The following is a 21,310-nucleotide window of genomic DNA, read 5'->3' as shown; positions in this document are numbered from 1 at the left end:
CCTTTGAGACAAAGCGGCCGAACCTAGCCGCCGCCCGGTCATGGTGGACCGGCTCCGGCGTACCCATGCATGGAGGACGTGACGTGGCGAACGACGCCAGCACTGTTTTCGACCTAGTGATCCTCGGCGGTGGCAGTGGCGGCTACGCTGCCGCTCTGCGTGCCGCGCAGCTGGGACTGGACGTCGCCCTGATCGAGAAGAACAAGCTCGGGGGCACCTGTCTGCACCAGGGATGCATTCCCACCAAGGCGCTGCTGCACGCCGGCGAGATCGCCGACCAGGCTCGTGAGAGCGAGCAGTTCGGTGTGAAGGCGACGTTCGAGGGCATCGACATCGCCGCCGTACTGAAGTACAAGGACGATGTCATCTCCGGCCTGTACAAGGGCCTGCAGGGCCTGGTGGCCTCGCGCAAGGTGACGTACATCGAGGGTGAGGGGCGGCTGTCCTCCCCGACCTCGGTCGACGTCAACGGCCAGCGGATCGAGGGCCGCCACGTGCTGCTCGCGACCGGCTCCGTGCCGCGCTCGCTGCCCGGCCTGACGATCGACGGCAACCGCATCATCTCCTCGGACCACGCCCTGGTGCTGGACCGCGTGCCGAAGTCCGCGATCATCCTGGGCGGCGGCGTCATCGGCGTCGAGTTCGCCTCGGCGTGGAAGTCCTTCGGCACCGACGTGACGATCGTCGAGGGCCTGCCCCACCTGGTGCCGGTCGAGGACGAGAACAGCTCGAAGCTGCTGGAGCGGGCGTTCCGCAAGCGCGGCATCAAGTTCAACCTGGGCACCTTCTTCCAGAGCGCCGAGTACACCGCCGACGGGGTCAAGGTGACCCTGGCCGACGGCAAGACCTTCGAGGGCGAGGTGCTGCTGGTCGCGATCGGCCGCGGCCCGGTCTCGCAGAACCTCGGTTACGAGGAGCAGGGCGTCGCGATGGACCGCGGCTATGTCCTGGTCGACGAGTTCATGCGCACCAACGTGCCGACCATCTCCGCCGTCGGCGACCTGGTGCCCACCCTCCAGCTGGCCCACGTCGGCTTCGCGGAGGGCATCCTCGTCGCGGAGCGCCTGGCCGGTCTGAAGACCGTGCCGATCGACTACGACGGCGTGCCGCGCGTGACGTACTGCCACCCGGAGGTCGCCTCCGTCGGTGTCACCGAGGCCAAGGCCAAGGAGCTGTACGGCGCGGACAAGGTCGTCACCCTCAAGTACAACCTGGCCGGCAACGGCCGCAGCAAGATCCTCAAGACCTCGGGCGAGGTCAAGCTCGTCCAGGTGCGCGACGGGGCCGTCGTGGGTGTCCACATGGTCGGCGACCGGATGGGTGAGCAGGTCGGCGAGGCTCAGCTGATCTACAACTGGGAGGCGCTGCCGACCGAGGTCGCGCAGCTCATCCACGCCCACCCGACGCAGAGCGAGGCCCTCGGCGAGGCCCACCTCGCGCTCGCGGGCAAGCCGCTGCACTCGCACGACTGACCCTCCGCACGCCCACCCCATCCGCACCGATCCGTTAAGGAGCAACCGCAACCATGGCGGTTTCCGTAACCCTGCCGGCGCTCGGCGAGAGCGTGACCGAGGGCACCGTCACCCGCTGGCTGAAGGCCGAAGGTGAGCACGTCGAGGCCGACGAGCCGCTGCTCGAGGTCTCGACCGACAAGGTCGACACCGAGATCCCCTCCCCCGCGTCGGGCGTGCTCGCGTCCATCAAGGTCGCGGAGGACGAGACGGTCGAGGTCGGCGCCGAGCTGGCCGTCATCGACGACGGCAGCGGCGCGCCCGCCGCCGCTCCGGCTCCGGCCGCGCAGGCCGCGCCCGCCCCGGCGGCCCCGGCTCCCGCGGCTCCGGCCCCGGTCGCCGCGCAGCCCGAGGCTCCGGCCGCGCCGGCTCCGGCCGCTCCGGCGGCCGCGCCCGCCGGTGGCGCGTCCGGCACCGACGTGGTGCTGCCGGCGCTCGGCGAGTCCGTCACCGAGGGCACCGTCACCCGCTGGCTGAAGGCCGTCGGCGAGTCGGTCGAGGCCGACGAGCCGCTGCTGGAGGTCTCGACGGACAAGGTCGACACCGAGATCCCGTCGCCGGTCGCCGGCACGCTGCTGGAGATCCTGGTCCAGGAGGACGAGACGGCGGAGGTCGGCGCCAAGCTGGCCGTCGTCGGCGTCGCCGGTGCCGCGCCCGCCGCGGCCCCCGCGCCCGCGGCCCCGGCTCCGGCCCCCGCGGCTCCGGCCGCCCCGGCTCCGGCCCCCGCCGCTCCGGCTCCCACGCCGGTCGCGGCTCCCGCGCCCGCCCCGGTGGCTCCCGCTCCGGCGGCCCCGGCTCCGGCGCCCGCCCCGGTGACCCCCGCCCCGGCCGCCCCGGCTCCGGCGGTCTCCGCCACGGCCCCGGTGGACGACGGCGCGTACGTCACGCCGCTGGTCCGCAAGCTCGCGGCGGAGAACGGCGTCAGCCTGGCGTCGGTGCAGGGCACCGGCGTCGGCGGCCGGATCCGCAAGCAGGACGTGCTGGCCGCCGCGGAGGCCGCCACGGCCGCCACGGCGACGCCCGCCGCTCCGGCCGCGGCCGCCCCGAAGGCGGCGCAGGCGGTCTCCCCGCTGCGCGGCCAGACGGTCAAGATGACCCGCATCCGCAAGGTCATCGGCGACAACATGATGCTGGCCCTGCACTCGCAGGCCCAGCTGACGACCGTCGTCGAGGTGGACGTCACCCGCATCATGCGGCTGCGCCAGCAGGCCAAGGCGGCGTTCCAGGCCCGCGAGGGCGTGAAGCTGTCGCCGATGCCGTTCTTCGTCAAGGCGGCGGCCCAGGCGCTGAAGGCCCACCCGGTCGTCAACGCCCGGATCAACGGCGACGAGGGCACCATCACCTACTTCGACACCGAGAACATCGGTATCGCGGTGGACTCCGAGAAGGGTCTGATGACCCCGGTCATCAAGGGCGCCGGCGACCTCAACATCGCCGGGATCGCCAAGAAGACCGCGGAGCTGGCGGGCAACGTCCGGGCCAACAAGATCACCCCGGACGACCTGGCCGGTGCGACCTTCACCATCAGCAACACCGGCTCGCGCGGTGCGCTGTTCGACACGGTGATCGTCCCGCCGAACCAGGCCGCGATCCTCGGCATCGGCGCGACCGTCAAGCGCCCGGTGGTCGTGGAGACCGCCGAGGGCACGGTCATCGGCGTGCGGGACATGACGTACCTGTCGCTCTCCTACGACCACCGGCTGGTGGACGGTGCCGACGCGGCCCGTTACCTGTCCGCGGTCAAGGAGATCCTGGAGGCCGGCGAGTTCGAGGTCGAGCTCGGCCTGTAGGTCCCCGGCGGGCTCCGCTCGCGGTATCCGGCGCCCCCGCCCCGACACGTCGGGACGGGGGCGCCGCCGTCCCTGGGGCGGGAAAGCGGAGGGCGACCGGGCAGGACCGACCGCAGACCGGCCGCGGGCGGCTGCACCCTTGCCGCCAGGCCGTATCGTCTATGTCACGCAAAGCGTGAAGGAGTGCCCCGTGATGGCCTCAGCCGCCCCCAACCTGATCGTGCACAGCCTGCGCGAGCAGATCCGCGAGCACATCCTCGAAGGCATCATCAGCGGCCGCTGGAAGCCGGGCGAGCGCATCGTCGAGCGCAGGATCGCGGCGGAACTCCAGGTCAGCCAGACGCCGGTGCGGGAGGCGCTGCGCGAGCTGGAGAGCCTGCGGCTGATCGAGTCGGCGCCGAACAAGGGCGTGCGGGTGCGCAGCCTGACGGCCGACGACCTCAAGGAGAGCTATCCGGTGCGCGCCGGCCTGGAGCAGGTCGCCGCGGAACTGGCCGCCGAGCGGCTGGCCGAGGACCCGTCGGCGCTGGAGCGGGAGGTCACCGCGCTGCGGGAGGCCGACGCGGCCCTGGACGGCGAGGCCCAGGTGCGGCACACCGTGGCGTTCCACCAGGAACTGGTGCGGGCGGCCGGCAACGCGGTCCTCACCCACGCCTGGCACTCGCTGGGCATCGAGGTGTGGACGACGCTGTCGATCCGCTGGCTGAGCCCGGCGCCGCGGGCGTACGCGGAGGAGCACCAGGAGATCGTCGACGCGTTCCTGCGCCGGGACCCGGAGATCACCACGATCGTCAAGGAGCACGTGCTCAGCTGCGCCCCACAGGTCTAGGGTCCGCCCCGCCCGGCGGGGCGGACCCGCCGGGCGGGGCCGTACTCCTCGTGGGCGGGGCCGCGCCGCTCTTTCCCAGGCCGCATCCGCTCTTTCCAAGGCCACACCCGGCTGACACTGCGTGCCTTCAAGGCTGGCATCCCGTGCCGACTTTTCTTTTCCAGGCCGTCGACCATTGATCGATCATCGATCGCGGAGTTATCGTCCTTTCCGGGGAGCGACCTGTCGTGCCGACATGCTCTTTCCCAACCCCTCCCTCCGTTCGGAAGGCGGCCACCCATGCCCGACGCCGTACGACTGACCCGGCCCAGCCAGCTCGACCAGATCCCCGACCGGGACTCCGAGGAGACCGCGGAGTGGCGGGCGTCCCTGGACGCCGTCGCTCAGGCCGCGGGCCCGCAGCGGGCCGCGTACCTCATGCAGCGGACCCTGGAGCACGCCCAGGAGATCATCCCGGCCGGGTCCGGCGGCGCCGCGCTGCCGAAACTGCTCGAGACCGAGTACCTCAACACGATCCCGACCTCCGCCGAGCCCGCGTACCCGGGCGACGAGGCGCTTGAGGCCCGGATCACCGCCTGGAACCGCTGGAACGCCGCGGCGATGGTGACCCGCGGCAGCCGCCAGGGCCTCGGCGGCCACATCGCCACGTTCGCGTCGGCGGCCTGGCTGTACGAGACCGGCTTCCAGCACTTCTTCCGCGGGAAGGAGGGCCCGGGCTCCGGCGACCAGCTGTACATCCAGGGCCACGCCTCCCCCGGCATCTACGCCCGCGCGTTCCTGGAGGGCCGCCTCACCGAGGCCCAGCTGGACCGCTTCCGCCAGGAGGCCGGCGGCGACGGCCTGCCCTCCTACCCGCACCCGCGGCGGCTGCCGTGGCTGTGGGAGTTCCCCACCGTCTCCATGGGCCTCGGCCCGCTGTCGGCGATCTACCAGGCGCGGTTCAACCGCTACCTGGAGCACCGCGGCATCAAGGACACCTCCGACTCGCACGTCTGGGCGTTCCTCGGCGACGGCGAGATGGACGAGCCGGAGTCGACCGCGGCCCTGGCGCTGGCCGGCCGTGAGGGTCTGGACAACCTGACCTTCGTCGTCAACTGCAACCTGCAGCGCCTCGACGGCCCGGTCCGCCCCAACTTCCGGATCGTGCAGGAGCTGGAGGCGCAGTTCCGCGCCGCCGGCTGGAACGTCGTCAAGGCCCTGTGGGGCACCGCCTGGGACGAGGTGTTCGCCCGGGACGTCGACGGCGCGCTGCTCGGCCGCCTGCGGCAGACCCCGGACGCGCAGTTCCAGACGTACGCCACGCGTGACGCGGCCTACATCCGCGACCACTTCTTCGGCGCCGACGCGTCGCTGCGCGCGATAGCCGCGGGGCTGACCGACGCGAAGCTGCTGGAGCTGTTCCAGACGTCCCGCGCGGGCCACGAACCGCGCAAGGTGTACGCGGCGTACCGCGCGGCCACGGAGCACAAGGGCGCCCCGACGGTGATCCTCGCCCAGACGGTGAAGGGCTACACCCTCGGCGCGGGTTTCGAGTCGCGCAACGCCAACCACCAGATGAAGAAGCTCACGGGCGCGCAGTTCCGCACGATGCGCGACCTGCTGGAGCTCCCCATCCCGGACAGCGCGCTGGACGCCGACGTCGTCCCGTACTGGCACCCCGGTGAGAACTCGCCCGAGGCCCGGTACCTGCGCGAGCGGCGCGCCGCGCTCGGCGGTCCGGCCCCGGCCCGCAAGGTCGTCGCCGCGCCCCTGCCGATGCCCGCGGAGAAGGCGTTCACCGCCCTCCACAAGGGCTCCGGCGGCCAGGAGATCGCCACCACGATGGCGTTCGTCCGGCTGGTGAAGGACCTGATGCGGGAGAAGGAGACCGGCCGCCGCTGGGTGCCGGTGGTGCCCGACGAGGCCCGCACCTTCGGCATGGAGTCGCTGTTCCCGACCGCCGGCCTGTACTCGCCCAAGGGGCAGACGTACGACCCGGTCGACCGTGACCAGCTCCTGTACTACAAGGAGGCGAAGGACGGCCAGATCCTCAACGAGGGGATCACCGAGGCCGGTTCGCTCGCCGACTTCACGGCCGCGGCCACGTCGTACGCCACCCACGGCGAGCCGATGATCCCGTTCTACATCTTCTACTCGATGTTCGGGTTCCAGCGCACCGCCGACCAGTTCTGGGCGCTCGCCGACCAGCTGGGCCGCGGCTTCGTGATCGGCGCGACGGCCGGCCGCACCACGATGACCGGTGAGGGCCTGCAGCACGCCGACGGCCACTCGCACCTGCTGGCGTCCACCAACCCGGCGGCGATCTCCTACGACCCGGCGTTCGCGTACGAGGTCGCGGTGATCGTCCGTGAGGGCCTGCGGCGGATGTACGGGCCGGAGCGGGGTGGCACGGCGGGCGGAGACGCCGGAGCCGCCGGAGCCGCCGAGGACAGGGACGTCTTCTACTACCTGACGGTCTACAACGAGCCGAAGGTCCAGCCGGCCATGCCCGAGGGCGTGGAGGAGGGCATCCTCAAGGGCCTGTACCGCTACCAGCGGGCGGCCGACGCGGTGCGCACCCCGGACGACGCCCCGCAGCTCCAGCTGCTGGCCTCCGGCACCGCCATCCACTGGGTGCTCGAGGCGCAGCGGCTGCTGGCCGAGGACTGGGGTGTGGCCGCCGACGTGTGGTCCGCGCCGTCCTGGACGGAGCTGCGGCGTGACGCGATGGAGTGCGACGCGGCGCGGATGCGCGGCGAGGACCGGGTGCCGTACGTGACCCGGGCCCTGGCCGGCGCGGCCGGCCCGGTCGTGGCGGTCAGCGACTGGATGCGGGCCGTGCCCGACCAGATCGCCCCGTGGGTCGAGCAGGACTGGACGTCGATCGGCACCGACGGGTTCGGCCTGTCCGACACCCGTGAGGCGGCCCGCCGCCACTTCGGCGTCGACCCGCAGTCCGTGGTCGTCCAGGCACTCGGCGCCCTGGCCCGGCGCGGCGACGTGAAGCCGGAGACGGTCAGGAAGGCCGCCGAGAAGTACGGCCTCTGAGAGGCGACCGGAGGGGTGCCGCGCCATGGACTTCGGCGCGGCACCCCCGGGCGTTTCTCCACCACCGCCCGAACCCCGGGGGGCGTCCCGGGATCAACCCGGCACCCGCCCCTTGAGACACACCCGCCCCTGGGGCAGCAGGCGTTCGGTCGGAAAGCAGCCAACCTACCGGCCGGAAAGGGATTGCCGCCCGCTCCGCGCAGCGGCTACGGTCCCCCGGATGCCTGCCAACCCGATCCCGCTGACCGCGCCCACGGCCGAGGACTTCCGTGCCTGGCACCGGGTGCAGAGCGCGGCCCTCGCCCACGACCGGCCCGACGAGCCGGTCCCGGTGGAGGACGCCGTGCGGGCGCGCCTGACCACCCCGGGCGCCGACAGCACAGTGGTGCTGTGGCTGGTCCGCGGCACCGCGGGGGAGCCCGTGGCCACCGCGGCGCTGCGGCTGTTCTCCCGGCCCGGCCACGTCCACCTCGCCGAGGTCGACATGACCGTGCACCCGGCGCACCGGCGGCTCGGCGCCGGATCGCGGCTGCTGTCCACGGTCACCGACGCGGCCCGCGGAGCCGACTGCCGCGGCATCGTCACCGAGGTCACCGCCGGCACGCCCGGCGAGGGCTTCCTGGCCGCCCGCGACTTCACGCCGGTGCTGCGGCTCACGCGGCTGCGGCTGGCCCTGGCCGAGGCCCCCGAGCAGATCGGCAGGCTCCCCGACGTCCCCCACGCCGGCTACCGGCTCACCGCCTGGGACGGCGTCGTCCCCGACGAACTCGCCGCGGCCTTCACCCGCGCCCGCGCCGGCACGGCCGGTGCGGCCGCCGGCGGCCCGGACCTCGGCGACGGCGGCTGGGACGAGGCGCGGGTCCGCGCCGCCGCCGAGGCCGTCGCCGCGCGCGGGGAGCGGCTGCTGACCGTCGCGGCGGTCAGCGAGGCCGACGGCGAGGTGGCCGGCTACACCGAACTCGTCCTGCCCGCCGGCCTGTCGGGCCGCGCCCAGCAGTACGACACCGCGGTGCTGCCCGAGCACCGCGGCCACGGCCTCGGCCTGTGGCTCAAGGCCGCCATGCTGCGCCGGGTGCGGTCCGGGCACCCGGGCATCACCGAGATCCAGGCGGACAACGCCGACGAGAACCGACACATGCTCGCCGTCAACACGGCGCTCGGCTTCCGCCCCCGGCACCGGACCGTGAAATACCGGCTCGACCTGCGCAAGCGCTGACATCTCCCCCCGGCCCGGCCCGCCCGAACGTAACGACACGGGCGCATCCCGGCCGGTCCGCGTGCAGTGCGGCGCGCCAACCGGGAAGCTGGACGCGTGATGGACGAGACGGAGTTCTGGGAGATCGTCGACAGCTCGCGCGAGGCCGCGGACGGTGATCCCGAGGAGCACGCCGACCTGCTCGTCGAGCGCCTCGCGCAGCTCGACCCGGAGGCCGTGCTCGACTTCGCGCGCCACTTCGAGACGCGCTTCGCCCGGGCGTTCCGCTGGGATCTGTGGGGCGCGGCCGACATCATGCTCGGCGGCGCGGACGAGGAGTCCTTCGACTACTTCCGCTGCTGGCTGATCGGCCAGGGCCGGCACGTCTTCGAGGGCGCGCTCGCCGCGCCGGACGACCTGGCGTTCCTGGTCCCGGAGTTCGACCCCGAGACGGACGGCGACGCGGAGGACCTGGGCTACGCGGCGGACGAGGCGTACGAACAGCTCACCGGCGTCCGCCTCCCCGACCTCGAACTCCCCCGCCAGGGTGTGCCCGAAGGGGAGGCGCTCGACTTCGACAACGAGGGCACGATGGCTCTGCGCTACCCCCACCTCTGGCCCCGCTTCGTCTGACCCGGGTTCCCCCGCGAGCGCCCTGCCCGGCGGGACGCTCGCCCGTCCCCGCGGGCGAGGGGTCAGCCGCGGGAACGCGGGGCCCCAGGCACCGGCGGACCACCGGACGGTGGGCCGGGGCGGACCCGACAGTCCCTTCGGGGCGGATGGCGGCGTGCGGCACCGCCACGGCCTGCCACGCGACACCTCCCGGCCGAAGGCCGCGAAATCCCACGCCCCCGTCCTCCCGGGCTCGCCCCGCGCGAGCGGAAGTCACCCGCGGGAACGCGAAGTCCCCCCGCCCCGGCCCACTGCTGGGCGGTGGGCCGGGGCGGACGGGGACCTCGCGCCCCGGGGGCGCTACGCCGCCTCGGGGGCGGCGGGGCGGGACGCGCGCATGTCGTGGAGGGCGGCCGCGGCCGCCCGGCGGCCGGAGTGGAGTGCGCCCTGGACGGAACTGGTGTCGCGGTGGTCGCCGCACACGTAGAGGCCCGCGAGGAGCCGGACCGGCCGGTGCAGGTCGTGCGGCGTGGGCATCGCCGGCACCGCGTCGGGATCCGTGTGCATCGCGAGCAGCTCCCACCGCTCGGTCGGCGTCTCGTACAGCTCCGCCAGATGCGCCCGGATCGACTTGTCGTCCTCGCCGTCCGGTGGCGGCCCGAGCACCACGGAACTGACCAGCGCCCGTCCGGCGGGCGCCCGGCTCGGATCGACCACGCTCGCCGGGAAGGTGTGCGAGACCGGGCCCAGCCGGTCCGCGTCCAGCACCAGCGCCGGCTCGCGCACCGCGGCCACGGGCGCCGCGTGGTGCACCACCGTCACCTGGTGGAACCCGGGCAGCCTCAGCCCCGGCAGCAGCGCGCACGCCGACCGCGCGTCGGTCGCCACGACCACGCCGCGGCACGGCAGTTCGGCTCCGTCCTCGGTGAGCACCGCGTTGACCGCGACCCGCGTCGCGCGCGTCCCCAGCCGCACGGTGCCCGGCGGCAGCGCCTCGGCCAGCCGCGCCGGAACGCTCGCCGCGCCGCCCGCCGGCAGACACGTACGGCCCCGTGCGAACGCCCGCAGCTCCAGGTCCGCGACCCTGCTGGACGTGCCCAGTTCGGGGTCGCACAGCAGCGCCGCCAGCAGCGGCCGCAGGAACCCGTCGACGGTGCGCGGCGCGAACCCGCGCGCGCTCAGCGCCTGCGCGGCCGTCGTCTCCGGGCGCGCGCCCAGCCGCGCGGCGGGCGTGCCGGCCAGTCGGTTCAGCGTCGCGCCGAGCCTGGCCTTGTCCAGCGCGGAGCCGATCGGCGCCCGCGGCGAGCTGAACGGGACGCGAAGGCCCCGCGGATCGCCCACCCGGTAGCCGCGGCCCGCGCCGCGCAGCACCGCGCCCGGCGCGACCGGCGCCAGCGGCAGTGCGCGCAGTTCCGCGCTGCGGTGCAGTTCGGGATAGGAGGTGTTGAGCAGTTGAGGGCCGCGGTCGAGCCGGAAGCCGTCCACCGTGTCGGTGGCCATCCGGCCGCCCACCCGTTCCGCGGCCTCCAGGACGGTGACCGACAGGCCGCCGTCCACCAGGTGCCGGGCGGCGGCCAGCCCCGCCAGTCCCGCACCGATCACGATCACGTCAGCGGCGGCCACCGCCCCTTGTCCGCGTGCTGGTGAGAGCACGATGCCCCTCCCGGAGATCGGGTCCGTTCCCCGCTCGCGCCGGGGTGGCGCCCTGGAGCACCGCCGACGCTGGTAGGGGTCATGCCCCCAACAAAGGCAAACGATGCGGGACCGACCCGACGTTTCCGGACTTCCCGCCGTCAGGAAGCCGACAGCGCGGCCCTGAGGGCCTGGTCGATCTCCGGGTACCGGTACGTGAAGCCGGCGTCGAGCAGCTTCCGCGGCCGGACCCGCTGGCTGCCGAGCACGTCGCCGGCGAACTCGCCGAGGACGGTGCGCAGGACGGGCCCGGGCACGCTCGCCAGCGTCGGACGCCGCAACACGCGGCCCATCGCCCTGGTGACCTCACGGTTCGTCAGCGGTTCCGGCGCGGTGAGGTTGACCGGGCCGGACACGCCGGGGGTGTCGATCAGGAAGCGCAGCGCGGCGATCTCGTCGGCCAGCGCGATGAAGCTCCAGTACTGCCGGCCGCTGCCCAGCCGGCCGCCGAGGCCGGCCCGGAAGAGGGGGAAGAGCGGCGCCCAGGCACCGCCGTTCTTCGCGACGACGAGGCCCGTGCGGGCGTGGACGGTGCGGATGCCGGCGTCGCGGGCCGGGTCCGCGGCGGCCTCCCAGTCGACCACCAGGTCGGCGAGGAAGCCCTCGCCGGCCGGGCTGCTCTCGTCGACCCAGCCGTCGCCGGTCTCGCCGTAGTAGCCGATGGCGCTGCCGCACACCAGGACGGAAGGGGGCGTGGGGAGCGCGGCCGCGGCACGGGCGAGGGTGCGGGTGCCGTTGACGCGGCTGTCGCGCAGGACCTTCTTGCGGTCGTCGGTCCAGCGGCGGTCGCCGATGCCGGCGCCGGCGAGGTGGACGACGGCCTGGCAGCCGGCCAGGGCGTCGGTGTCGACGGTTCCGGCGTCCGGGTCCCAGCGGGCCTCGCCCGGGCCTTTAGGGGCGTGCCGCACGAGACGGAGGACGTCGTGCCCGTCGGCCGCGAGGGCTGTCGCGAGGGCGCCGCCGATCAGTCCGCTGGTTCCGCTCACCGCGATCTTCATTCCGCCATCCTTCCAGGCACCGCGGCCCTGCGCCGGGCCGCCCGTCCGCCACTCGCGTGGTGCGTCCCTTCTTCCCTGCGGCCCGCTTCCTCCCTGTGGCCGGCGGCGGTAACCCGCGCCCCTGGGCGGTGACGCCGCGCCCGCTCAGGGCGCACCCGGGAGGAGGGGGCGCGACCCGGCGGCACGGGCAACCGCGCGACCGCCCCGCGGGCCCGCACGCCGCCACCGCCCCGAAGGGGCTGTGCGGTCCGCTCCGGACCACCGGCCGGTGGCCGTTCGCCCGCGCCGGGGCGCGCCTCCCGGCCGAAGGCCGGTGGTCGTCGGGTCCCCTCAGGCTCTCCCCCAGCGCGCGCGGCGAACCCCCCTCGGACGGGCGGCCCCGCCCGGTGCCCGCCCCGGGCGGACCGGTCCGTCCGGGGCTGCCCGCCGGTCGCCGGCCGAACGCACGGGAGCACGGGAGCACCGGAGCACCGGCCGCACAGGGCGAGCGCCCGCCCGGGAGGGCACCCGGACGGACCGGCGGGCCCGTCCCGGGCGTGGGAGTCACGTGCGGGGTGCCGTGAGGCGGTCGCGGAAGGCGCGGGCGGGGGCGGTGTCGCGGTAGGGGTCGAGGCGGCGGCCGAAGTCGCGGACGTACTCCGTGGCGCGGGCGGACCGCAGGTCACCCGCCGCCCGGACGGCCTCGTACGCGTGGGCGCACGCCGCGTCGACCTCGCCGAGGCCCAGCCGCGCGGAGGCCAGGACCGTGCGGCAGAAGACGCGGCTGCGCGCGTACCCGGGGCCGCGCAGCTGCAGGGAGCGCTCGGCGTGCTGGACGGCCGGCCGCCACTGCTGCAGGTCGCGGTGGCAGTGCCCGAACTCGTCGGCGAGCTGGGCCTCGTCGAAGAAGCGGGCCCACGGCGGCACCTCGTCGCCCGCCCGCGCGGCGCCGAGCGCGCGCTCGGCCCGGGCCAGCGCGGCCGTGCAGGCGCGGCTCTCGCCGAGCAGGCCGTGGCCGCGCGCCTCGGCCGCGTGCAGCAGCGCCTGCACGGTGAGCGGCGCACCGGTGCCGACCCCCTGCTGGGCGACCCTGGCCAGTTGCACGGCCTCCCGCCCGTGGCCGAGGTGGACCGCCTGGCGGCTCATCGTCACCAGCACGTACCCGCCGTAGGCCCGGTCCCCCGCCGCCTGCGCCAGCCGCAGCGCCTGGACGAAGTACCGCTGGGCGAGGCCGTGCGCGCCGATGTCGTAGGAGGTCCAGCCGGCGAGCCGGGTGAGGTCGGCGACCGCGGCGAACAGGCGGCGGCCCAGCACCTCGCTGTAGGTGCCGCGCAGCATCGGCTCGGCCTCGTGCTCCAGGTAGCGCACGAGGGCCTGCCGGGCGTGGCCGCCGCCGTACGCGTGGTCGAGGGAGCGGAAGAGCTCCCCGACGGCGCCGACCGCGGCGACGTCGCCGCCGCCGACCCGCGTACCGGCGGCCCTGGGCGGCTCCGCGGCCGCCCCGCCCGCGGCCCCCGCGGGTTGGCCGCCGGTGCGGTGACCCCGCGACTGGGCCGGTACGCGCAGGTCGCCCGGCGCGGGCGGCACGACGGTGTCGTCGGCCCGCCCGATCAGCCAGTCGCGGCTGGGGACGACCAGTCCGGCCGGGGTGAACGCGATCTTCCGCAGCTCCGCCTGGCTGCCGGTGTCCTTGCGCCACAGGCCGCTGACGATGTCCACGGCCTCCAGCGGCGTGGCCGCGTACTCGAGTCCGGCGTAGACCGGCGCGCAGGCGTCGAGGCCGAGGTCCTGGGCGGACAGCCGCCGCCCGAGGCGCTGCGTGAACACCTCGGCGATCAGCGCGGGCGTGGTGCCGCGCGGCTGCTGGCCGCGCAGCCACCGGGTGACGGAGGTCTTGTCGTAGCGCAGGTCCAGGCCGTGCTCGATGCCGAGCTGGTCGACCCGGCGGGCGAGCCCCGCGTGGGAGAAGCCGGCCTCCGTGATGAGCGCGGCGAGCCTGCGGTTGGGGCGGATCTGCCGGGTCGGGCCGGGCGGGCCGGCGGCGCGGCCGGCCGCCTGACCGGCCGCCTGACCGGTCACTTGCCCGGCCAAGGGCCCGGCCTCGTCGTCGTCCGGGCGCTGGTCGTCGCGGCCCCTGGTGTCCGGGCCTGCCGTCGGGCGGTGGGAGGTTCGCTGCGGGGCACGTTCCGTCATCGGCGGTGCGGTCCACTTCCGTGGGAGGTCTCGGATCGGCGCGAATGTAACGGTCAGTACCCACCCCTTGACCGTCACAGCCGAACGTTCCCCCGAACGAGCGACAACAAGGGGTATTACCGGGTAAACCTCCCCCTACCGGTCACGCCGCCGTGGTAGGACCCCGGGCGCGTCGGACGGCCGGGCCGCCGCCGTACAGTGAGGGAGGCAGCGAGACGGTGCGGCGTGGGACCCACGGCCGGCCGGCCGCTGAGGACTGCGGAGGAGTCACCGTGAGGGAGTTGGACTTCGTCCACCTGGGGTTCGGCGAGCAGGCCGTGGAGTACACCGAGGCGTGGCAGGAGCAGCGCCGGGTGCACGCCGCCCGCTTCGCCGACGAGGTGCCGGACACCTGCCTGCTGCTGGAGCACCCCCCGGTGTACACCGCCGGCCGCCGCACGGCCGACGACGAACGGCCGCTGGACGGCACCCCGGTGGTGGACGTGGACCGCGGCGGCAAGATCACCTGGCACGGCCCCGGCCAGCTCGTCGGCTACCCGATCCTGAAGCTGCCGCGCCCGGTGGACGTGGTCGCGCACGTGCGCCGGCTGGAGGACGCGCTGATCCGGGTGGCCGCGGAGTTCGGCGTGGAGACGACCCGGGTCGAGGGCCGGTCCGGCGTGTGGGTGCTGGGCGACGCGGTTCCCGAGCGCCCCGCCGGCGGCCTTACCCTGGACTTCGACCCGCGGCTGGCGGACGAGGAGTTCGACCCGCGGCTGAGCGGCCCGGAGTACGCGCCGTCGAACGCGGGTCAGCGCGGTGAGGACCGCAAGCTCGCGGCGATCGGCATCCGGGTCGCCAAGGGCGTGACGATGCACGGCTTCGCCTTCAACTGCAACCCCGACAACACCTGGTTCGACCGGATCGTGCCGTGCGGCATCAGGGACGCCGGGGTGACCTCGCTCTCCCAGGAGCTGGGCCGCGAGGTCGGCGTCGCCGAGGTGCTGCCGGTGGTCGAGAAGCACCTTTCCGACGTACTGGGCTCCGCGGCGCCACTGCCGCGTGCCGTCTAGGAATTCCAGGGCGTACCCTGGCGTTTACCGAAGAATCAAAGCCGCAGGCTAAATCTCAGCTGTAGGGAGCCGGTCGTGTCCGCAGTCGCACCCGACGGACGCAAGATGCTGCGCCTGGAGGTCCGCAACAGCCAGACCCCCATCGAGCGCAAGCCCGAGTGGATCAAGACCCGGGCGAAGATGGGCCCCGAGTACACGCAGATGCAGAAACTCGTGAAGAGCGAGGGGCTGCACACCGTGTGCCAGGAGGCCGGCTGTCCCAACATCTACGAGTGCTGGGAGGACCGCGAGGCCACCTTCCTCATCGGCGGTGACCAGTGCACCCGGCGCTGCGACTTCTGCCAGATCGACACCGGCAAGCCGCAGGCGCTGGACCGCGACGAGCCGCGCCGCGTCGGCGAGTCCGTCGTCACGATGGACCTGAACTACGCCACCATCACCGGCGTCGCCCGCGACGACCTGGAGGACGGCGGCGCCTGGCTGTACGCCGAGACCGTCCGGCAGATCCACGCGATGACCGCCGAGCGGGCCGCCGGCCGCACCAAGGTCGAGCTGCTCATCCCGGACTTCAACGCCGAGCCGGCCCAGCTCGCCGAGGTCTTCGGCTCCCGCCCCGAGGTGCTCGCGCACAACGTGGAGACGGTGCCGCGCATCTTCAAGCGCATCCGCCCGGGCTTCCGCTACGAGCGCTCCCTCGAGGTCATCACCCGCGCCCGCGAGGCCGGCCTGGTGACGAAGTCCAACCTGATCCTGGGCATGGGCGAGGAGCGCGAGGAGATCAGCCAGGCGCTGCAGGACCTGTACGACGCGGGCTGCGAGCTGATCACCATCACCCAGTACCTGCGGCCCTCGGTGCGGCACCACCCGGTGGAGCGCTGGGTGAAGCCGGCGGAGTTCGTGGAGCTGAAGGAGGAGGCGGAGGAGATCGGCTACGCGGGTGTCATGTCCGGCCCGCTCGTCCGTTCGTCCTACCGCGCGGGTCGCCTGTTCCAGCAGGCGGTCGACCGCCGCGAGCAGGGCGGTTCGCTCCCCGCCGCGGTCTGAACCGGCACCCGGTGCCGTCCGGCGTCCCCCGGACGGCACCGGTGAGGCTTTCATACGAGATTGACCGGATGGTCACCGGCTGGTAACACATTGTGCCGAGGCTTGGTTTGCGGACACCACCCGAGCCCCGGCTCTCCTGTGTCGCGATGTCCCGCCCTGTCCCACAGCTCCTTCGCAGCCGTCCGAGGGGGACGCCATGCCGTCCGAACCGATCTACTCCCCGCACGTGCGCACTCCGGTTGGCCGGGGACTGCGCGCCGTCGAATCCTTTCTGCTGTCCGGTGGCCAGCAGACGGCCCGGAGGAACGCCTGGGCGGCGGTCGTCGCGGACCGCCAGCGGGCCAGGGACCGCAGGGACGCGGAGCACGAGATGACCGCGCTCACGACCGGCCAGCGGGCCTCGGGCATCCTTCCCGACTGATTCCTGCCGATTCGCGCGGCCCCGTCGTCCGGCCGCGGTGACGCCGTCGCGAGCGGCCACGTATCCTTTGCCGCATGGCGAGGAAGGAAACATCCGAGAACCCTGGGCGTCTTGCACAGATCGCTCAGACCTACAAGATGACCAGGCAGGCCGATTCGAAGATCGGGCTTGTCATTGCGGCTGTGGGAATCGTCACCTTCGGTGTCATCCTCGCCATCGGCTTCTTGATCGGTCACCCGATCTTCGCGGCGATCCTGGGCGCCCTGCTGGGCCTGCTGGCGATGGCCGTCGTGTTCGGCCGCCGTGCCGAGCGGGCGGCCTTCGGGCAGCTGGAGGGCAAGCCGGGCGCCGCCGCCGCGGTGCTGCAGAACGTCGGCCGCGGCTGGACGGTCACCCCCGCGGTGAACATGAACAAGAGCCAGGACGTGGTGCACCGGGCGGTCGGCCGCGCGGGCGTGGTCCTCGTCGGCGAGGGCAACCCGAACCGGGTGAAGGCGCTGCTGGCCACGGAGAAGCGCAAGGTCGCCCGCATCGTGTACGACGTGCCGGTGCACGACTACATCGCCGGTGACGGCGAGGGCCAGCTGCCGCTGAAGAAGATCCGCGCCACGCTGCTGCGCCTGCCGCGCACCCTGAGCGGCCCGAAGGCCACCGAGGTGAACGACCGGCTGCGCGCCATGGGCGACATGATGAGCAACATGCCGATCCCGAAGGGCCCGATGCCCCGCGGCATGCGGATGCCGAAGGGCATGCAGCGCGGCCGCTGAGGCCGGACCGGGCCGGACACGAACGACACGACGACGCCGAAGGGGCGCGGGTTCTCACCCGCGCCCCTTCGGCGTCGTCGTCGGTGCTTCGGCGTGGCTGTCGGACTGTCGGCGTCGGACCGTTCGCCGGAACCGTCAGGCCGGTCGCCGGTGCCGTCAGATCCGGATCTGGACGGCCTTGGCGGCCTTGTCGTGCAGGCCGCGGGTGTCGCGGTCCCAGACCACGGCGGGGATGACCAGGACCAGCAGCACGGTGCGCAGCAGCGCGGCGCCCGGGCCCAGCCGGCCTCCGTCGGCCCGGACCACACGCAGCCGCAGCAGCAGCTTGCCCGGGGTGGCGCCGACCAGGGCGATGCCGATGTAGGCGACGACGCCGAACACGGCGAGTGCCCAGTTCTCGGCCGCCTGGACGTGACGGTGCGCGATGAAGGCGTATGCGATCAGCACGCAGAGGAGCCAGTCGATGAAGAGGGCCGCGATGCGGCGGCCGACCGGTGCGATGGATCCGGGTCCCTCTTCCGGGAGCCCGAGGCGCTCGCCGCGGTAGCCGAATTCGACGCCCATCTGCTCGGCGGCGGCGCGCGGTCCGGAGAGCCACGATCCCATTGCTTCCCTGTTGTCCACGCGTCCACGGTAACCCCCCGCCCGGAGCATCCGTACCGCGCGGGTGCCTGCACCCGGACGGCTGACGCCGAACTCCCCGGCGTCGCGGTTAACGCCGACGAAACAAATGGGTCATGCTGGAGTAATCGCTGATCCCTATGGTCGGGGCGAGTGCGCCACCGCACTGGCCGCACCCCGATCGCCACCCCGACCCCCGGAGGCCGGGCCTAGGAGGAGTTGGATGTTCCAGAACGCCGACGACGTCAACAAGTTCATCTCGGACGAGGACGTCAAGTTCATCGACGTCCGGTTCTGCGACCTGCCCGGCATCATGCAGCACTTCACGGTGCCGGTCTCGTCCTTCGACCCGACCGAGGAGCTGGCCTTCGACGGCTCGTCCATCCGCGGCTTCCAGGCGATCCACGAGTCCGACATGGCGCTGCGCGCGGACCTGTCCACGACCCGCGTGGACCCGTTCCGCAAGGACAAGACCCTCAACATCAACTTCTTCATCCACGACCCGATCACCGGCGAGCAGTACAGCCGTGACCCGCGGAACGTGGCGAAGAAGGCCGAGGCGTACCTCGCGTCGACCGGTATCGCGGACACCGCGTACTTCGGCCCGGAGGCGGAGTTCTACGTCTTCGACAGCGTGCGCTTCGACACCCGCTCGAACGAGGCGTTCTACCACATCGACTCCGAGGCGGGCGCCTGGAACACCGGCGCACTCGAGGACAACCGCGGCTACAAGGTCCGCTACAAGGGCGGCTACTTCCCCGCCCCGCCGGTGGACCACTTCGCCGACCTGCGCGCGGAGATCTCCCTGGAGCTGGAGGCGGCCGGCCTGCAGGTCGAGCGCCAGCACCACGAGGTCGGCACCGCCGGCCAGGCGGAGATCAACTACAAGTTCAACACGCTGCTCGCCGCGGCCGACGACCTGATGCTCTTCAAGTACATCGTGAAGAACGTCGCGTGGCGCAACGGCAAGACCGCGACCTTCATGCCCAAGCCGATCTTCGGTGACAACGGCTCCGGCATGCACGTGCACCAGTCGCTGTGGCAGGGCGGTTCGCCGCTGTTCTACGACGAGGCCGGTTACGCGGGCCTGTCCGACACGGCCCGCTACTACATCGGCGGCATCCTGCGGCACGCCCCGTCGCTGCTGGCCTTCACCAACCCGACGGTGAACTCGTACCACCGCCTGGTCCCGGGCTTCGAGGCCCCGGTCAACCTGGTGTACTCGCAGCGCAACCGGTCCGCCGCGATGCGCATCCCGATCACCGGTGCCAACCCGAAGGCCAAGCGCGTCGAGTTCCGGGCCCCGGACCCGTCCTCGAACCCGTACCTGGCGTTCTCGGCGCTGCTGCTGGCCGGTCTGGACGGCGTGAAGAACAAGATCGAGCCGGCCGAGCCGATCGACAAGGACCTCTACGAGCTGGCTCCCGAGGAGCACGCGAACGTCCCGCAGGTCCCGACGTCGCTGCCCGCCGTCCTCGACGCGCTGGAGCAGGACAACGAGTACCTCCAGGCCGGCGGCGTCTTCACCGCGGACCTGATCGAGACGTGGATCGACTTCAAGCGCACGAAGGAGATCGCCCCGATCCAGCTCCGCCCGCACCCGCACGAGTTCGAGCTCTACTTCGACGTGTGATCCACCCCCGGGCCGGAGCGGGTTCCCGCTCCCCCCGGACCGTCCTCGGGCCGCCGGCGGTGCTCCTTCCTCACGGGAGGGCCACCGCCGGCGGCCTTTCGGCGTCGCGCCGGCGGCTGACGGCGGGGTTCGGGGAGGGGGTGAGGCAGACTGGGGGCATGCCCGAGATGCCGGAGGTCGAGTCGCTGAGCCGGTTCCTGGACGAGCACCTGGCCGGCCGGAGTGTCGGGCGGGCGCAGCTGACGGCCGTGCACGCGCTGAAGACGTACGATCCGCCGCTGAGCGCGCTGGAGGGGCGGGTCTTCGAGGGGGCGGGCCGGTTCGGGAAGTTCCTGGACCTGGTCGCGGGGGACGTGCACCTGGTGGTCCACCTGGCGCGGGCGGGGTGGGTGCGCTGGCAGGACACGCTGCCGGACGCGCCGCCGAAGCCGGGCCGCGGGCCGCTCGCCCTGCGGGTACGGCTCGGCGATCCGGACGACGGCGCGGGCTTCGACGTGACCGAGGCCGGGACGCAGAAGCGGCTGGCCCTCTACGTGGTGCGCGATCCGCAGGAGGTGCCCGGGATCGCCCGGCTCGGGCCCGACCCGCTCGCCGCGGACTTCACGCCGGACGCGTTCGCCGCCCTGCTGCGCGGCGAGCGCCGCCAGGTCAAGGGGGTGCTGCGGGACCAGAGCGTGATCGCGGGCATCGGCAACGCGTACTCGGACGAGATCCTGCACGCCGCCAGGATGTCCCCGTTCAAGCTGGCGGCCAACCTCGGCGACGACGAGGTGGCCGGCCTGTACGCGGCGATGGGCAGCACCCTGACCGAGGCCGTGGAGCGCTCGCGCGGCCTGGCGCTGCGCGACCTGAAGGCCGAGAAGAAGTCGGGCCTGCGGGTGCACGGGCGGACCGGGGAGCCGTGCCCGGTGTGCGGGGACACCATCCGCGAGGTGTCGTTCAGCGACTCCTCGCTGCAGTACTGCCCGACGTGCCAGACCGGCGGCAAGCCGCTGGCGGACCGGCGGATGTCGCGCCTGCTGAAGTAGCCGGGCCGGCTCAGCGGAGCCGCTCGATCAGTTCGGCCGCCACCGGCGCGGACGAGCCCGGGTTCTGGCCGGTGACCAGCGTGCGGTCGGTCACCACGAACGGTGCCCAGGGTTCGCCCTCCTGGAAGTCGGCGCCCATGGCGACCAGCCGGTCCTGCAGCAGCCACGCCGCCTTCGCGGCGAACCCGGCCTGCGTCTCCTCGGCGTTCGTGAAGCCGGTCAGCCGGTAGCCGGCGAACGGCGAGCCGCCGTCGTCGGCGCGGGCGGCGAGCAGTGCCGCGGAGCCGTGGCAGACGACGCCGAGCGGCGTGCCGGAGGCGAGCGCGCGGGTGAGCAGCCGTCCCGAGGCCGCGTCGGCGGACAGGTCCTCCATGGGGCCGTGGCCGCCGGGGTAGTACACGGCGTCGTAGTCCGCGAGGTCGACGTCCTCCAGCCGCACCGGATGCCGCAGTTCGTCCATCGCGGCCAGCGCCCCGGTGACCCGGCGGGCGCCGTCCGGGCCGCCGTTGAAGTCCGGTGCCAGGCTGGCCTGGTCGGCCTTCGGCACGACCCCGCCGGGGGTGGCGACGACGACCTCGTGCCCGGCCTCGGTGAAGGCCTGGTGCGGGACGACGGCCTCCTCGGCCCAGAAGCCGGTGGGGTGCCGGGTGCCGTCGGCGAGGGTCCAGTGGTCGGCGCCGGTCATCACGAACAGGATCTTTGCCATGCCCCGACCGTAGAGGGCGCGGGAGGCGGGCTCCGGGACCGACCCGCGAACTCGCCGCTCCACGACGCCGGGCGCACGGCTCCCGGTGCACGGCTCTCGTGCACGGTGCAGGGCGCCCGGGGCCGTTCCGTGTGCGTCCGCCAACGCGGGGTGAACACCTGCGGAACGCTTCCGCGGACCGGGGGTGACGTCCCGTCAGGGCTCGTAGCGTG

The 21,310-nt window shown here is 73.6% G+C and carries 17 protein-coding genes; 12 read left to right on the top strand and 5 right to left on the bottom strand.

Translation table 11 applies throughout. The annotated features are described in order from the left end of the window. The first annotated feature begins 83 nt into the window (after positions 1 to 83). The 6 genes from lpdA (at position 84) to BMW99_RS21795 (ending at position 8,985) form a co-directional block, all read left to right on the top strand. Positions 84 to 1,472 (top strand): dihydrolipoyl dehydrogenase, encoded by a 1,389-nt coding sequence (gene lpdA / locus BMW99_RS21820; RefSeq protein ID WP_069467277.1) that lies wholly within the window; start codon positions 84 to 86, stop codon positions 1,470 to 1,472. Between the two features lie 53 nt (positions 1,473 to 1,525). Further along, on the top strand, positions 1,526 to 3,301 hold the full coding sequence (gene sucB / locus BMW99_RS21815) for a 2-oxoglutarate dehydrogenase, E2 component, dihydrolipoamide succinyltransferase (RefSeq protein WP_075017377.1): 1,776 nt from the start codon (positions 1,526 to 1,528) through the stop codon (positions 3,299 to 3,301). Between the two features lie 193 nt (positions 3,302 to 3,494). Next, on the top strand, positions 3,495 to 4,130 hold the full coding sequence (locus BMW99_RS21810; protein ID WP_075017376.1) for a GntR family transcriptional regulator: 636 nt from the start codon (positions 3,495 to 3,497) through the stop codon (positions 4,128 to 4,130). Between the two features lie 279 nt (positions 4,131 to 4,409). After that, the gene (gene aceE / locus BMW99_RS21805) at positions 4,410 to 7,157 is read left to right on the top strand and encodes a pyruvate dehydrogenase (acetyl-transferring), homodimeric type (RefSeq protein ID WP_069467260.1); all 2,748 of its coding nucleotides are present in this window, start codon (positions 4,410 to 4,412) and stop codon (positions 7,155 to 7,157) included. 220 nt (positions 7,158 to 7,377) lie between these two features. Then, entirely contained in the window at positions 7,378 to 8,373 is a 996-nt protein-coding gene (locus BMW99_RS21800; RefSeq protein WP_079176135.1) for a GNAT family N-acetyltransferase, read from the top strand. Positions 8,374 to 8,472: 99 nt separating this feature from the next. Beyond that, positions 8,473 to 8,985 (top strand): DUF4240 domain-containing protein, encoded by a 513-nt coding sequence (locus BMW99_RS21795; protein ID WP_075017375.1) that lies wholly within the window; start codon positions 8,473 to 8,475, stop codon positions 8,983 to 8,985. Positions 8,986 to 9,324: 339 nt separating this feature from the next. Here BMW99_RS21795 and BMW99_RS21790 read toward each other — a convergent pair whose 3' ends face one another. The 3 genes from BMW99_RS21790 to BMW99_RS21780 form a co-directional block, all read right to left on the bottom strand. Continuing rightward, positions 9,325 to 10,617 (bottom strand): NAD(P)/FAD-dependent oxidoreductase, encoded by a 1,293-nt coding sequence (locus BMW99_RS21790; RefSeq protein ID WP_245791576.1) that lies wholly within the window; start codon positions 10,615 to 10,617, stop codon positions 9,325 to 9,327. Between the two features lie 140 nt (positions 10,618 to 10,757). Continuing rightward, entirely contained in the window at positions 10,758 to 11,654 is an 897-nt protein-coding gene (locus BMW99_RS21785; protein ID WP_069466577.1) for a TIGR01777 family oxidoreductase, read from the bottom strand. A gap of 543 nt (positions 11,655 to 12,197) precedes the next feature. Then, entirely contained in the window at positions 12,198 to 13,826 is a 1,629-nt protein-coding gene (locus tag BMW99_RS21780) for a regulator (RefSeq protein ID WP_245791575.1), read from the bottom strand. A 272-nt stretch (positions 13,827 to 14,098) separates the two neighbouring features. Between BMW99_RS21780 and lipB the strand changes: the two genes are divergently transcribed. From lipB to BMW99_RS21760, 4 genes are all read left to right on the top strand, one after another. After that, the gene (gene lipB, locus BMW99_RS21775) at positions 14,099 to 14,878 is read left to right on the top strand and encodes a lipoyl(octanoyl) transferase LipB (RefSeq protein WP_069463884.1); all 780 of its coding nucleotides are present in this window, start codon (positions 14,099 to 14,101) and stop codon (positions 14,876 to 14,878) included. Positions 14,879 to 14,953: 75 nt separating this feature from the next. Then, positions 14,954 to 15,922, top strand: coding sequence for a lipoyl synthase (gene lipA, locus BMW99_RS21770; protein WP_069463885.1), 969 nt, complete (start codon positions 14,954 to 14,956; stop codon positions 15,920 to 15,922). Between the two features lie 196 nt (positions 15,923 to 16,118). Further along, positions 16,119 to 16,343, top strand: coding sequence for a hypothetical protein (locus tag BMW99_RS21765; RefSeq protein WP_069463886.1), 225 nt, complete (start codon positions 16,119 to 16,121; stop codon positions 16,341 to 16,343). Between the two features lie 74 nt (positions 16,344 to 16,417). Next, positions 16,418 to 17,110 carry a DUF4191 domain-containing protein gene (locus BMW99_RS21760; protein WP_069463887.1) on the top strand — a complete coding sequence of 231 codons (693 nt, stop codon included), beginning with the start codon at positions 16,418 to 16,420 and terminating at the stop codon, positions 17,108 to 17,110. Positions 17,111 to 17,266: 156 nt separating this feature from the next. Here the strand turns inward: BMW99_RS21760 and BMW99_RS21755 are convergent, their stop codons facing one another. Then, positions 17,267 to 17,734, bottom strand: coding sequence for an RDD family protein (locus BMW99_RS21755; RefSeq protein WP_075017373.1), 468 nt, complete (start codon positions 17,732 to 17,734; stop codon positions 17,267 to 17,269). Between the two features lie 220 nt (positions 17,735 to 17,954). Here BMW99_RS21755 and glnA point away from each other — a divergent pair, with 220 nt between their 5' ends. Then, positions 17,955 to 19,364, top strand: coding sequence for a type I glutamate--ammonia ligase (glnA, locus tag BMW99_RS21750; protein ID WP_069466746.1), 1,410 nt, complete (start codon positions 17,955 to 17,957; stop codon positions 19,362 to 19,364). A 158-nt stretch (positions 19,365 to 19,522) separates the two neighbouring features. Continuing rightward, positions 19,523 to 20,392: an Fpg/Nei family DNA glycosylase gene (locus BMW99_RS21745; protein ID WP_075017372.1), complete on the top strand. Its 870-nt coding sequence runs from the start codon at positions 19,523 to 19,525 to the stop codon at positions 20,390 to 20,392. 10 nt (positions 20,393 to 20,402) lie between these two features. Here BMW99_RS21745 and BMW99_RS21740 read toward each other — a convergent pair whose 3' ends face one another. Beyond that, complete coding sequence (locus BMW99_RS21740; RefSeq protein ID WP_069467003.1) at positions 20,403 to 21,098, bottom strand: type 1 glutamine amidotransferase domain-containing protein; 696 nt, start codon at positions 21,096 to 21,098, stop codon at positions 20,403 to 20,405. Positions 21,099 to 21,310 lie beyond the last annotated feature (212 nt).

This window comes from Actinacidiphila rubida (assembly GCF_900110255.1).
GTDB lineage: Bacteria > Actinomycetota > Actinomycetes > Streptomycetales > Streptomycetaceae > Actinacidiphila > Actinacidiphila rubida.
The sequence above is the reverse complement of the archived record's forward strand: the minus strand, read 5'-3'. Positions and strand labels throughout refer to the sequence as shown.

What these genes read in the sequence shown, in the direction of transcription:
- sucB (WP_075017377.1), top strand. Translation starts at nt 1,526, where the DNA reads ATGGCGGTTTCCGTAACCCTGCCGGCGCTCGGCGAGAGCGTGACCGAG.
- BMW99_RS21810 (WP_075017376.1), top strand. Translation starts at nt 3,495, where the DNA reads ATGGCCTCAGCCGCCCCCAACCTGATCGTGCACAGCCTGCGCGAGCAG.
- aceE (WP_069467260.1), top strand. Translation starts at nt 4,410, where the DNA reads ATGCCCGACGCCGTACGACTGACCCGGCCCAGCCAGCTCGACCAGATC.
- BMW99_RS21800 (WP_079176135.1), top strand. Translation starts at nt 7,378, where the DNA reads ATGCCTGCCAACCCGATCCCGCTGACCGCGCCCACGGCCGAGGACTTC.
- BMW99_RS21795 (WP_075017375.1), top strand. Translation starts at nt 8,473, where the DNA reads ATGGACGAGACGGAGTTCTGGGAGATCGTCGACAGCTCGCGCGAGGCC.
- BMW99_RS21785 (WP_069466577.1), bottom strand. Translation starts at nt 11,654, where the DNA reads ATGAAGATCGCGGTGAGCGGAACCAGCGGACTGATCGGCGGCGCCCTC.
- BMW99_RS21780 (WP_245791575.1), bottom strand. Translation starts at nt 13,826, where the DNA reads ATGACGGAACGTGCCCCGCAGCGAACCTCCCACCGCCCGACGGCAGGC.
- BMW99_RS21765 (WP_069463886.1), top strand. Translation starts at nt 16,119, where the DNA reads ATGCCGTCCGAACCGATCTACTCCCCGCACGTGCGCACTCCGGTTGGC.
- BMW99_RS21760 (WP_069463887.1), top strand. Translation starts at nt 16,418, where the DNA reads ATGGCGAGGAAGGAAACATCCGAGAACCCTGGGCGTCTTGCACAGATC.
- glnA (WP_069466746.1), top strand. Translation starts at nt 17,955, where the DNA reads ATGTTCCAGAACGCCGACGACGTCAACAAGTTCATCTCGGACGAGGAC.
- BMW99_RS21745 (WP_075017372.1), top strand. Translation starts at nt 19,523, where the DNA reads ATGCCCGAGATGCCGGAGGTCGAGTCGCTGAGCCGGTTCCTGGACGAG.
- BMW99_RS21740 (WP_069467003.1), bottom strand. Translation starts at nt 21,098, where the DNA reads ATGGCAAAGATCCTGTTCGTGATGACCGGCGCCGACCACTGGACCCTC.